This window comes from Patescibacteria group bacterium (assembly GCA_026417895.1).
Lineage (GTDB): Bacteria > Patescibacteriota > Patescibacteriia > UBA2591 > CALHIP01 > CALHIP01.
Window position 1 is genome coordinate 1 of sequence record JAOACJ010000003.1, and the last position, 12,997, is coordinate 12,997.

A 12,997-nucleotide genomic window follows, 5' to 3' on the forward strand; every position below is an offset into this window, starting at 1 on the left:
GTTCGGATTTCGTTCAGGAGATGGAGCCAGACAGGAAGTTTTGAAAAATTAGTGTTTGTTTCCGCCTCGCTGCTTCGCGGCTCGGTGGCCAAATTGCCCCAAATTTACGAGTCTTCGCCGAATTCGAAAGTGATTAATCTGGCCCAAAATTATCCTGAAATTTTCGAACAGCCAAATTTACTGAAAAAAAAGAGACAATTCGAGAAAGCAATGCCCGAATTATCTCCTTTGCTCCGGCGGCAGGACTCGAACCTGCAACCCACTGCTTAACAGGCAGTTGCTCTAACCATTGAGCTACGCCGGAATAAATACCCAAAGGACACTTTAAACTCTAAACTTTAAACAGAAAAATTATACACTCTTTTATTATTTTTGCAAGAAACGACGAAAACCAGCTAGCTGAGCGATCAATTTTTCAGCTTTTTCTGTTTTAGGAATTTTGCCCAGAATTTGTTTGATCGCTTCTCTCCTAAATTTTCTGGCATCTTTATCAATCTGCCAATTTCTGAATTGAAATCCCATAAGTTTATAGTATAAAGTCTAGAGTTTATATTTTATTAAATTTTGTTTTACAAAACTTAATAATAATCTTTTATTTTCTCAACGCCCTTCATTTCACGAATTCTTTCTAAAGCTTTGGCCTCAATTTGACGAATTCTCTCACGGGTGACATTAAATTTCTTGCCAACTTCTTCAAGGGTGTGAGCAATGCCGTTAACTAAACCAAACCTCATTTCTAAAATTTTCCTCTCTCGAGGAGGTAATTCTTTCACAATTTCTGTGACATATTCTTTTAAAATTTTTAAAGCGGCGGCGCGGTCTGGAGTAATCGTTTTTAAATCTTCAATAAAATCACTTAAGACTGCATCTTTATCTTCATCTCTACCCACTGTTGCATCTAAAGAGACTACATCTTGAGAAATCTCTAGCAAGCTTCTTACTTTTTCTATATCTTCTCCGGCTTCGGCAGCAATTTCCTCTGGTGTTGGTTCACGACTCAACATTTGGGTCAAAGATCTTGAAGCACGCTGTAAGCGATTTAAAACCTCAACCATATGAACGGGAATTCTAATTGTTCGTGAATGATCGGCTAGTGCCCGAGTTACGGCCTGAGTGATCCACCAGGTAGCATAGGTAGAAAATTTATAGCCCTTTCGCCAATCAAATTTTTCCACCGCCCGAAAAAGCCCAAGATTACCTTCCTGAATTAAGTCAAGAAAAGTTAAGCCATAACCAACAAATTTTTTGGCAATGGAAACAACTAATCTCAAATTAGCCTCAACTAATCGTTGCATGGCGGCTAAATCTCCTTTTTCTTTTCTTTTTGCTAGCTCAATTTCTTCCTCAGGTGTCAAAAGCGGAACCTTACCAATTTCTCTGAGATACATCTGGATAGAATCGATGGAAATTTTATCTAAATCAAAAAACTCGGGCGTAAATTCAGTTTTTGCTTTCGGCTCTTTTTTTTCCACTTCTAATAAAGAATCTTTTGATTCAATTATTTTAATGCCGGCCAGATCTAAACGATCAAGCAAAGATTCTAGTTCGTCGAGGTATTTTACAATATTGTTGGGAAAGGCAAAAATAATTTCATTTTCGGTAACAAAACCACGGCTATGCCCCTTCTTCATTAAGGCTTCAATTTTTTCCGGTGAGAAGACTGAATATTTTCTCTTTTTTCTTGGCATATTATAAATATTTTTTTAATTGTTGGGTTAATTGATTCACTTCTTCGCTTAACACTTTTATTACTTCCTGATCTTTTTCTTTTTCTGCCTTTTTTAAGTTTTCACTCATTAAATTTAATTTTTTAAAAATAAAATTCTTCTTTATTTTTTTAAAAAGGAATTCTAATTCTTTATCAACCGTTTTTTTATCCAGATTAACAAAATCTTTCTCAATGGCTAGGATCAAAAAATCTATTGTCGATTTAGTCTCTTCGTCTAAATCTTTAATAAATTCTTCGTAGCTAATCAATTTATTCTCCAAAGAAATAAGACTATAGCATTTTTTTAAATGGCTAAGAATTTTTTTTAATTTTTCATTCGTAAAAATTTCTTCATCTAATTCTTCGTAAAAAGAAGAAACTTGCTCGGGAAATTTAATTAGCAACCCCAAAAATCTTTCTTGCGTCTCTAATTCTTGGTTTTTTTCTTGAATAACTGGTGTTTCTTCTTTTACTTCTGATTTTTTTTGATTAATTTTTCTTAAACTTTCTCTTAAAATTTCATAAGAAAGATTGGCTTTTTCGGCTAACTTTTTTAACCAGAAATCTTGTTCAATCAAATTACCAATTTTAGCAATGATGGGTAAAAGAATCCTGGCGACTTTTTTCTGATCCTCAACTTGATGGGGGTTAAAATGAGTAAAGGCAGAGGAAAAATAATATTCCATAATCGGTTGAGCTCGGCTAATCGCTCCAAACCAAAGTTTTTTGTTCTCTCGAATACATTCGTCTGGATCTTTACCGGCCGGAAGTTGAATGATCTTCACATTCATTTCCTCGGTCAAAGCAATATCAATGCCCCTTTGCGTAGCTGTTTCACCAGCCGGATCTAGGTCAAAGGCTAAAAATAAATTTGAGGAATATCTTTTCAAAATTTTTACTTGCGTTAAGGTTAGGGCTGTACCAGAGGTAGCGACAACATTTTTTGTGCCGGCTTGCCAAGCAGTAAGCAAATCCATATTGCCTTCAACCAAAATAGCAAAATTTTCTTTTTTAATTGCTAGTTTGGCCTGATTCAATCCATAAAGCAAGCGAGATTTGTTATAAATTAAAGTTTCTGGAGTATTAATATATTTCGGCACCCCTTCTTTTTCTAAAGAAGGCAAAATCCGGCCGGAAAAGCCAACCGGCTGATTAAAGATGTCAAAAACAGGAAAAATAATTCGACCACGAAAACGGTCGTAATAATTAAAGGTTGGTTCTTGGATATTAGTTGTCGGTTCTTTAACAATCAAACCTGCTTCTTCGATGTCTTCGGTCTTAAAACCCTTTTTTGTAAGAAAGGTATAAAGAAGGTGCCTTTGGTGAGGAGCGTAGCCAATTTGCCATTCTTTAATTGTTTTTTGAGAAATTTTTCTTTCTTCAAGATATTTTCTGGCGCTTTCGCCACCTTTAGCATTTAAAAGATACCAATGGTAGTATTGAGCTGCTTCACGACAAATATCTAAAAGTTTTGTTCTTTTACTCGTCAAATGATAATCGCGCGTTTTTAAAATAATCCCGGCTTTCTTGGCTAAAATTCTTAAAGCCTGAGGAAAGTCAACACCTTCAATTTCCATAATAAAATCAAAAAGGCCCCCTCCTTTGCCGCAACCGAAACACTTCCAAATTTGTTTTTCTGGCGAGACAAAAAAACTCGGTACTTTTTCTTTATGAAAGGGACAAAGAGCTTTCATGTTTATCCCGGCTGGTGTAAGACGAACGTATTCAGAAACAATCTCAACTAAATCCAACTTTGCTTTTATCTCATCAATCGGACTAAGGTTGGCCATATTTTAAAATGAAATTATAAGGCTTAAGAATAAAAAGCCTTATTTAAATTATAAATAAATAAAACATCTTGTCAATTAAGAAATTTTATCTCTTCTCACGATTAGTAAAAATCTTTGATAAAAATTTCTAAGAAAAGGAACGTTTCATCAAAAACAAGGTTTCACCTGTTTTTACTTTCGAAGCTTTCATGTTTTATTAAAAATCTATATAAAATCCTCGCCAATCTCTTTGTGGCAACTTTACTAAATATCTATTTTACAAAGTCGTAATTGGTCCCGAAAAAGATTATTATTGCCGCCAGCAATTTTAATATCTTTGGTTGAATTTTGATGAAAAAATTTGATATACATAGAGCCATTGTATCAATTTCATCAAGCTTGACAAGTGTTAAAAAACATGCTTTAATTTTTCGTGAGGAAATAAAATATGAACGACCCTGAGAAAGAAAAGTTTTTTCAAGAAATAAAAAATTTAAATACTCTTAATAATAGCCAGTTAATGGAAAAATTAATCGAGGCAATGAAAGTTTTTGATCAGAACTTAAAAACAAAAACGCCCGGCATAGAGTCAATAATCAAAGCCATTGATGAAAATAAAACTGCAGAAGAAATTTTACAAATGCTTAATACTCAAGAGGCGATAGAACAAAACAACCGGTTGGTTGTCGAAATTATAACCGAATTATCTTATCGAAACATGCCGGTCAATGAAATTCTTGCAGCTATCAATAAAGGTTTAACTGCAACCGAGATTTGTCAAGTCTTTGAAATTAAGCCTGATGATTTTCAGGGTCCAAAACCTAATATTCCTGATATTTCTGAATCAATGTAATAAAAAATGTGCAAAAATAGCCAAACAATAATGGCTATTTTTATTTTTCTCCAACAAATTTTTAGGCGATTTTTTGTTAAATTTTATCTTTTATTTTAAAAAGACTTGCCACCAGTTTATCATTTTCTTTTTCTAATTTTGCGATTTCTTTTTCTTTGCCTTCTAATTTTAATTGGTGGCATTTTTTAGAGATTTCAGCCAGTTTTTGATGAAGCGGATTTTGAGGGTCAAATTTGGGAATGCCAACATGCTCCATTACTGAAGTACCACCAAATCCTCGCCCAATTGTTATCTTATATTTGTTTCTTAATTTAAGATAGTTTCTTAATTTAAAATAATAACCTCTGAGAGATCACCAACTAATTCTTTAAACTTTTCTGGATTGCCTGGCGTTTCAGATAAACTGCCGTAGTGCATGGGCATCACTTTTTTTGGTTGAATCATTTTAACGGCTTCGGCTGCTTCGTTTTCATTCATTGTATAAGTACCGCCAATCGGCAATAAAGCCAAATCAATTTTACCTAACTCAGTCATTTCTGGAATTTTGTCGGTATCACCAGCATGATAAATTCTTTGACCTTCAATTTCTAAAATAAAACCAACGGCTTTGCCCCGCGGATGAAACGGCTTGGTCAGGTTATAGGCTGGCACGGCTTTTATTTTGACACCATTAATCTCCTTTTCTTCGCCCTCTCTGATATTTTCCCCACCAATCAAAATTTCTGTTTCTGTCTTAGCAAGAATTTGAATTGACCTTTCATCTTTGTGATCGAAGTGGTCATGGGTACACAAAATTAAATCTGCTTTCTCGCCAAAAGAGATATTAAAGGGGTCAAGGTAAATAATCTGGTTTCCGTTTTTAATTTTAAAACTGGCGTGGCCAAGCCAAGTGATTTCTAAATTTTCTAATTGATAAGTTTTGGCCATATTTTTAATTTAAACGGAGGGTGTGGGAATCGAACCCACAAATCCCTTGCGGGATCCACGCTCTCCAGGCGTGTGCCTTACCATTCGGCGCAACCCTCCTCTTTTTTTATTTTATTTAATTTTTCAAAAAAATCAACCCTTCTTTATTTAACTATCTCTGTCTCAACGTGTTAACACGCTGGTTTATATGACAGGAAACTTAGAGAGTCGTCAATTTAGAGAGTCGTCAATTTAGAGGGTCGTCAATTTAGAGGGTCGTCAATGGTGAAAAAAATATAAAAATAAAGAGAATAATTTTTAATTTTTAAAAAATATAAATTATTTTTCAAAAAATCAATGTGGATAAACTTTTTTATTTAATTTTTGAAATTTCTAGAGTTGTTTTTAAAATTGTATCTGGATTTAAAGAGATTGAATCAATTCCTTCTTTGACTAAAAATTTAGCAAAATCAGGAAAATCACTTGGTGCCTGACCGCAAATACCAACCTTTCGACCATAACGATGGGCGGTTTTAATTAAATGACGAATTAATTTCTTAATTGCTTCATTTCTCTCATCAAAAAGATGAGAAACTAAATCTGAATCACGGTCAAGGCCTAATGTTAGTTGTGTCAAGTCATTTGAACCAATCGAAAAACCATCAAAAATTTTAGAAAATTCTTCAGCAAAAATAATATTGGAGGGAATTTCCGCCATAACATAAACTTTTAATGGTTTAAGTCCTTTTAATTTTTTTCTTAAACTAAATGAATCAATAATTTTTAAAACCTTCTTTCCCTCTTCCACTGTTCGACAAAAAGGAATCATCACCACAACATTATCTAAACCAAAAACTTCGCGAACTTTTTTAATAGCTAAGCATTCTAAACCAAATGCCTCTTTAAACTTTTCATCATAATATCTTGAAGCACCGCGCCAACCAATCATCGGATTAGCCTCTTTAGGTTCATATTGAGCACCGCCGATTAAATTGGCATATTCATTGGTTTTAAAATCAGAAAATCTGACAATAACCTCTTTCGGATAAAAAGCCGCACAGATTTTACCAATACCTTCGGCTAATTTATCAATAAAATACTGCTTCTTATCTTGATAGCCAAAAGTAAGTTGATCAATTTGTTTTTTGATCTTCGGCGGTTGTTGCTTATAATTAATGAGGGCTATGGGATGTATTTTAATTTGATTGGCAATGATAAATTCCTCTCGGGCTAAACCAACGCCATCGTTAGGTAAAAAAGATAGACTAAAAGCCTGATCGGGTTCGCCTAAATTCATCATTATTTTTATCTTCGGTCTTTTTAATTTGGCGAGATTAATTTTTCTAATTTTAAATGGCAAAAGCCCCTCATAAATAAAACCTCTTTCTCCTTCAGCACAAGAAACAGTGACTTCTTGACCATTTTTTAAAATTTTACTTGCCTTACCTGTGCCGACAACACAAGGTACACCAATTTCCCGTGAAACAATAGCGGCATGAGAGGTTCGGCCACCACTATCGGTGATAATAGCCGAAGCAATTTTCATCACTGGTTCAAAATCTGGATTAGTTACTCTAGCCACTAGCACTTCTCCTTTTTTAAAATTAACCAACTCTTTGATATTTCTTATCACCCTCACCTTACCTTGACCAATTTTAGAACCAACGGCTAAACCTTCAAGGATGGGTTTACATTTTTGATTTTTGATTTTTAATTTTTCTAAAACATATTCCTCAAGATAATCGACTTTTCTTCTTGAAACAACAGTTTCCGGTCTGGCTTGTAAAATATATAACTTTTTATCTTTTCCATCTTTGGCCCATTCAATATCCATTGGTCGTCCATAGTGTTTTTCAATTAAACAAGACCATCTGGCCAAAGTTAAAATCTCTTCATCAGTTAAAACGAATTTTTTCTGTTCTTTTTTCAAAACAGCCACATTTTTTGTTCCGCCTTGATGATTATAAATCAAGCGCCATTCTTTTGTACCCATTTTTTTCTCAATAATTGGTTGAAAGCCATTTTTTAAAGTTTTTTCAAAAACATAATATTGGTCAGGATTAATTTTCCCTTTGACAATATTTTCTCCTAAACCATAACCAGCATTAATTAAAACGACATCAGGAAAGCCTGTTTCCGTGTCGCATGAAAACATAACACCTGAACAAGCCAAATCGGAACGAACCATTTTTTGGACACCAACTGATAAAGCAACTTTTAAATGATCAAAACCCATATCTTCTCGATAAGAAATAGCTCGATCAGTAAAGAGAGAGGCAAGGCATTTTTTTACAGCCAAAAGCAGTTCTTTTTCACCGCGGATATTTAAAAACGACTCCTGTTGACCGGCAAAAGAAGCATTTGGCAAATCTTCAGCCGTGGCTGAAGAACGGACAGCCACGTCTAAATTTTTTGTTTTATACTTCTGACAAAGTTTTCGATAAGCCCGGATAACTTCTTTTTCCAATTCTTTTGGAAACTCCGTTTTCAAAATTAAATCTCTAATTTTCGCTCCCCTTTCTTTAAGGTTTCTGATATTTTTCCTTTCTAATCCTTTTAAAATTTTTACAATCTGAGATTTGAGATTTGATTTTTTCAAAAATTGCCAATAAAAAAAATCGGTGGTAGCAAAACCATCGGGAATATTAATCTGTTTGCCTAAGTGTCGCATCATCTCGCCCAAAGAAGCATTCTTACCGCCAACCAAGGAAATGCTTTTCATGCTTATTTCTCTGTACCAAACAATTAATTTTTTGGCCATCATTTCATTAATCAAAAATAAATATTTATTTTATTATTTTCTCTGTATACCGATTGAGCCATGGCATCGACCATTTTTTACCACTAAGACCACTCAACATACCACGCAAGGCAAGTAAACTACAGAAAATTAAACCTATTAAACCTATCACTTGGCCAATAAATGGAATTGGGAAAATTAAAAGGGAAAAGAGCTCCACGATAAAAATCACTACACCCTGTTTAGCGTGAAAATAAACAAATTCATCTTTTCTTTTCAAAAAATAAGGCAAAAAGGCAAAAACCCACAAATAGGCAGGAATTGCCCACAATCGAGAGATTAAACTAACTTTATCTTTGTCCATGTTAGAAATTAAACTCTTTAGTATTCTTCCTCGGGCAAGGTTGGCGTTTTGTTCTCTTTCTTTTCCGGTACTTCAGCTACCACTGCTTCAGTAGTCAAAAGTAAAGCGGCGACCGAGGCAGCGTTTTGAAGAGCTGTTCGTGTTACTTTCGCTGGGTCAATCACGCCGGCTTTAACCAAATCTTCAAAACAATCAGTAGCTGCATTATAACCGTAATTACCTTCATGTTTTTTTACTTCTTCTAAAACAACAGCTCCATCACGACCAGCATTTTCGGCAATCTGTTTAATTGGTTCTTCTAAGGCGGCTTTCAAAATTTCTAAACCAACCTTTTCGTCTCCTTCGACTTTTACTTTTTCTAAAGCTGGTAGACAACGAATTAAAGCTACACCACCACCGACGATAATTCCTTCTTCTACGGCTGCCTTTGTTGCCTCAACAGCATCTTCGACACGATGTTGTTTTTCTTTTTGTTCTGTTTCAGTTGCCGCTCCGACTTTAATAACAGCTACACCACCAACTAGTTTTGCTAGTCTTTCCTCTAATTTTTCCTTATCAAAATCACTCGTTGTCTCTTCTTTTTCTTTTTTAATTTGTGCAATTCTCTCTTTAATCTTCTTAGGATCGCCCTTACCTTCGACAATAGTGGTTTTCTCTTTGCTAGCCACTACTCGTCTCGCTCGACCCAAATCACTCAGGCTCACATTTTCTAATTTTAGACCGACCTCCTCGGAAATAACCTTGCCACCAGTTAAAACCGCAATGTCTTGTAACATTTCTTTTTTCCGATCACCAAAACCAGGGGCCTTCACGGCTAAAGTGTTGAAGGTGCCACGGAGTTTATTCACGACAAAAGTGGCTAAAGCCTCGCCTTCAATTTCATCAGCAATAACTACTAAATCTTTTTTGCCGCTCGTCGCCATTTTTTCCATTAATGGCAAAATGTCATTAAGTGCAGAAACTTTTTGATCGGTAATTAGAATATAAGGGTCTTCGTAAACCGCTTCCATTCTTTCAGGATTGGTAATCATATAAGGAGAAACATAGCCTTGGTCAAACTGCATCCCCTCGACAACTTCAACTTCAATACCAAAAGCTTGAGACTCTTCGACAGTAATGACGCCATCTTTACCAACTTTTTCCATCGCTTCAGCAATCATTTTACCAATCTCTTTACTATTAGCGGAAATAGAAGCAACATGTTCAATATCTTCTTTGCCTTTAACCGGTTGAGCAATCCTCTCTTTAATCTCTCTGACTATAGCCTCAACACCCTTTTCAATACCTCTTCTAATCGCTAATGGGTTCGTTCCAGCTGCCACATTTTTTAAACCACCATTAATCAAAGCCTGGGCTAAAACAATGGCGGTTGTTGTTCCGTCGCCGGCTACGTCATTGGTTTTTGAAGCTACCTCTTGAAGAAGTTGGGCACCGATATTTTGATATTTATCTTTGAGTTCAATCTCTTTAGCGATCGTCACTCCATCAGAAACAATCATTGGCGAACCAAACCCTTTATCAAGGGCGACGTTTCTCCCTTTTGGTCCTAAAGTCAACTTCACTACGTTAGCCAATTTATCAGCTCCTTTCTTAAGAGCTGCTCTGGCTTTTTCTGAGAATAAAATTTCTTTAGCCATATGATTACATTAATTAAAAATAAAAAATTAAAAAATAAATATAAAAAGTTGTTTATGATTCAATGATGCCAATAATATCACTTTCATCAATCACTAAAAATTCTTCTTTACCGATTTTCACCTCATCAGGAGAATACTTCTTAAAAATAACCTTGTCGCCAACCTTAACGCTCATAGGCGCCCGCTGACCATTTTCAAGAAGTTTACCTGGGCCAACGGCAATAACTTCACCTTTTTCTGGTTTTTCTTTCTCTGCTGTATCTGGCAAAACAATACCTGCCTTAGTTCTTTCGTCTTCTTCGATGGGTTTAATAATAACTTTATCATGAAGGGGTTTTAATTTAGTCATAGGTTTATTTTTATTAATTTTTAATTAAAATTTTTTTCTTAATAAATATAAATAGAAAATCAACCGTCTGCTGTCAAGAAATTTTTAATGAAGTTTTCCACAGGAGACCTAAACTCAACCAGAATAAAATTATACCAAAGGAAAGAGAAAAAAGCCAATGGTCAAAAAGACCGACAACTAACAGGGGAAAGAAAATAGAATGTAGAATAGAAAATTTTGAAAGAGAATAAAATAAAATGAAAAGAAATAAAATCAAACCGAGAATCCCTAATTCGGCTAAAACGAGTAAATAGATATTAGGTATTGGTTGGTAATCCCAAACAGAAAGGTTCGGATATTTTTGGGCAAGGTGAAGGGTATAATTTCCCAAACCCACACCAAAGAGAAAATTTTCTTGAATCACTTTTTGACTTTGTTGAAAACTGGAAATTCTTTCGCTCAGAGAAATTTTCTCTAGTCTTCCCTTTAGTTGGGCTCTTGTTATCAAATCATGAACAAAAAAACCACCAAAGATTAAAGCAGCAATCAGGACTAAACCAAAAAATTCAAAAAATGGTGTCCGAAGATGGGCTAAATTCTTTTTTAACAACACTAAACTAAAAATAATAATAGTTAAAATTAAAGAAACCAATCCTGCCCTTGAGTAAGTTAACAAAAGACCGATCGCAATCAGAGAGGTGGCTAAAAGAAAAAAATATTTTTGCCAAGTTTTTTGAGTGAGAAAATAAGCAAGGAAGGCGATAAAGATAACAAAAACTAAAAAACCAGCCAGGATATTAGGATGAGGCAATGAACCATAAATTCTTAAAAGTCGACCACCACCCACCTCAATAACGGAAACACCCGCCTGGGCTGGATCTTGTGCTGCCATACCTAGCCATTTTGAAGAAAAAACTTTTTGTTGAATAAATTGACTTAAACCCAAGAAAAATTGAACCAAACCTGCTAAAACTAAAGTAAAACCAGCTTTTATCAAATCAAAATTAATTTTCTGAAGAAGAAAAAACAAAATTACGCTTTGACAAATCCTTAACCACCAGTAAAAAGATAGGTTTCTATCTTTTGCCCAGAAAGTAGAAGAAATAGTAAAGAGCAAAAAAATTATTACAAGAATATAGAATTTAGGATTTTGAGTTTTAAATTTTGAATTTGTTTGAAAATTAGAAATTGAAAATTGAAAATTTTTTGAAATCAGTTTCTCTAAACAAAATAATAGTAAAAGAATAATGAAAACAATATCAATCGCGTATAAAGAAATCGTTCCCCATTCCCAATATCCCCCATTCAAAACCCCTTCTTTCAAAATCAACCTCGTCTGCCAAGGCAATAAGAAAAGAAAAAGATAGAAAAAGTATTCAACAATAAGATCTAATGACCTTTTCATAAAATTTTTTTCGATATTCTTCTCTTTTATCTTTATCGTGAAATTTTAGAATTTTATCATTTATTATAACACTTGTGCTTTTATTAGCCATTTCTTTTAAATGCTTTGGTATAATTTTTAATTGAAGCCAGCGATAGAATTTTTCCGAAAGACCATTAAAACTTCCTGAATGAATTTTTTCACAGAATTTTTTAAAAAATCGACTAAATGGTTTTAAAATAATTTTCCTTCTTACAATTGGTTCCTGAGGAAAATGGTTGGGTAGATATTTTTTGATCCATTGATTTTTTTCAACAAATCTCTCCCATATTCCATCGTCATAGATTGGATAAAGCCAGGCTAGCCAATAGATAAAATAAATGTCTGGTAGATCATTTTTTTCTTCCAGCATTATATTTTCTAAATTTAAAGAATCTTCGGTGATAAAAAAATTAAGACAAATTTTATCCTTTTTATCAGCCAGGGTTGGTCTGGCTTTAAAAATTTTTAAAATTAAAATAGAAAAAAATCTGGTAAGCCAAATTCGATTCTTGGTAGTGATAATAAATAAATCTAAATCATCTTCTTCTTTAGCATTAGAATAAGAAAGACCGTTGGCAACGGCAATAAGTCTGATAAATGGTAAAAGGGCCAAAAATTTAGCAATTTTTAATAATTTTTGATATTTTTTCTCGGCAATTAAATATCTTTGCTTTCTGATCCTTATTAAATCATCTCGCCATTTTAAAAAGTAAAACCCGTATTTATAGCTAATGAGTTTTTTTAATTCTTCGCTTTTTTCTAATTGTTCTTTTATTTCTTCGAGTTTCGGGGTTGAAAAATTGAGATTTGAAGATTGAAAAAACCATTTATAAGCCTCCCACGCCGTTAAGGGGTAATCAAAAATATCAAACCAGGCGATTGTCTTAAAGATATTTTTCCCCAATTCGTCCATATAACCCTAAACTTGGTAATTGAAATTTGAGATTTTTAATATTATACCACAATTTGACAGGTTTTGGATCTCTGCTAAAATATTTGTATATTCGTAATAAATTTGTAATTAGTAGAAGTCTATGCAAAAATATCTTCAAATTATTCAAGTCATTGTTTCAATTTTATTAATTGGCGCCATTCTTCTTCAAGGAAAGGGGGTTGGTCTTTCTGCGGTTTTCGGCGGCGAAAGTTCAGTTTTTCGTACTAAAAGAGGCATTGAAAAAACTCTTTTTATTATCACCGTTATCTTGGCGGTTTTATTTTTAGGTTTAGGGTTGGCAAATATTTTCATGGCGCGGTAAATTTAAATTA

General features: G+C 34.0%; 13 protein-coding genes and 2 tRNA genes. 2 read left to right on the forward strand and 13 right to left on the reverse strand.

Features of this window, described 5'->3' with window-relative positions; all coding sequences use genetic code 11:
- Positions 1–231 precede the first annotated feature (231 nt).
- The 4 genes from N2259_00460 to dnaG form a co-directional block, all read right to left on the reverse strand.
- Positions 232–304: transfer RNA gene (locus N2259_00460), tRNA-Asn, on the reverse strand.
- Positions 305–366: 62 nt separating this feature from the next.
- Positions 367–522 (reverse strand): hypothetical protein, encoded by a 156-nt coding sequence (locus tag N2259_00465; GenBank protein ID MCX7778709.1) that lies wholly within the window; start codon positions 520–522, stop codon positions 367–369.
- A 56-nt stretch (positions 523–578) separates the two neighbouring features.
- Positions 579–1,688, reverse strand: coding sequence for a sigma-70 family RNA polymerase sigma factor (locus tag N2259_00470; protein MCX7778710.1), 1,110 nt, complete (start codon positions 1,686–1,688; stop codon positions 579–581).
- Position 1,689: 1 nt separating this feature from the next.
- Positions 1,690–3,498: a DNA primase gene (dnaG, locus tag N2259_00475; protein MCX7778711.1), complete on the reverse strand. Its 1,809-nt coding sequence runs from the start codon at positions 3,496–3,498 to the stop codon at positions 1,690–1,692.
- Between the two features lie 427 nt (positions 3,499–3,925).
- Between dnaG and N2259_00480 the strand changes: the two genes are divergently transcribed.
- A complete protein-coding gene (locus N2259_00480; protein MCX7778712.1) occupies positions 3,926–4,330 on the forward strand; it encodes a hypothetical protein in 405 nt (134 codons plus the stop codon).
- A 76-nt stretch (positions 4,331–4,406) separates the two neighbouring features.
- On the opposite strand, the gene N2259_00485 is transcribed toward N2259_00480, so the two are convergent.
- From N2259_00485 to N2259_00525, 9 genes are all read right to left on the reverse strand, one after another.
- Positions 4,407–4,586 carry a hypothetical protein gene (locus tag N2259_00485; GenBank protein MCX7778713.1) on the reverse strand — a complete coding sequence of 60 codons (180 nt, stop codon included), beginning with the start codon at positions 4,584–4,586 and terminating at the stop codon, positions 4,407–4,409.
- A gap of 68 nt (positions 4,587–4,654) precedes the next feature.
- A complete protein-coding gene (locus tag N2259_00490; protein MCX7778714.1) occupies positions 4,655–5,257 on the reverse strand; it encodes an MBL fold metallo-hydrolase in 603 nt (200 codons plus the stop codon).
- 14 nt (positions 5,258–5,271) lie between these two features.
- Positions 5,272–5,356, reverse strand: a tRNA-Ser gene (locus N2259_00495).
- 253 nt (positions 5,357–5,609) lie between these two features.
- Complete coding sequence (ppsA, locus tag N2259_00500; GenBank protein ID MCX7778715.1) at positions 5,610–8,000, reverse strand: phosphoenolpyruvate synthase; 2,391 nt, start codon at positions 7,998–8,000, stop codon at positions 5,610–5,612.
- A 22-nt stretch (positions 8,001–8,022) separates the two neighbouring features.
- Positions 8,023–8,340, reverse strand: a complete 318-nt coding sequence (locus N2259_00505) for a hypothetical protein (GenBank protein MCX7778716.1) — start codon at positions 8,338–8,340, stop codon at positions 8,023–8,025.
- A gap of 17 nt (positions 8,341–8,357) precedes the next feature.
- A complete protein-coding gene (gene groL, locus N2259_00510; GenBank protein ID MCX7778717.1) occupies positions 8,358–9,977 on the reverse strand; it encodes a chaperonin GroEL in 1,620 nt (539 codons plus the stop codon).
- Between the two features lie 52 nt (positions 9,978–10,029).
- Positions 10,030–10,326, reverse strand: a complete 297-nt coding sequence (locus N2259_00515) for a co-chaperone GroES (protein ID MCX7778718.1) — start codon at positions 10,324–10,326, stop codon at positions 10,030–10,032.
- 73 nt (positions 10,327–10,399) lie between these two features.
- The gene (locus N2259_00520) at positions 10,400–11,710 is read right to left on the reverse strand and encodes an O-antigen ligase family protein (GenBank protein MCX7778719.1); all 1,311 of its coding nucleotides are present in this window, start codon (positions 11,708–11,710) and stop codon (positions 10,400–10,402) included.
- The gene (locus tag N2259_00525) at positions 11,682–12,644 is read right to left on the reverse strand and encodes a hypothetical protein (protein MCX7778720.1); all 963 of its coding nucleotides are present in this window, start codon (positions 12,642–12,644) and stop codon (positions 11,682–11,684) included. Before N2259_00525 ends, N2259_00520 begins: the two co-directional genes overlap by 29 nt.
- A gap of 121 nt (positions 12,645–12,765) precedes the next feature.
- Here N2259_00525 and secG point away from each other — a divergent pair, with 121 nt between their 5' ends.
- Positions 12,766–12,987 carry a preprotein translocase subunit SecG gene (secG, locus tag N2259_00530; protein ID MCX7778721.1) on the forward strand — a complete coding sequence of 74 codons (222 nt, stop codon included), beginning with the start codon at positions 12,766–12,768 and terminating at the stop codon, positions 12,985–12,987.
- Positions 12,988–12,997 lie beyond the last annotated feature (10 nt).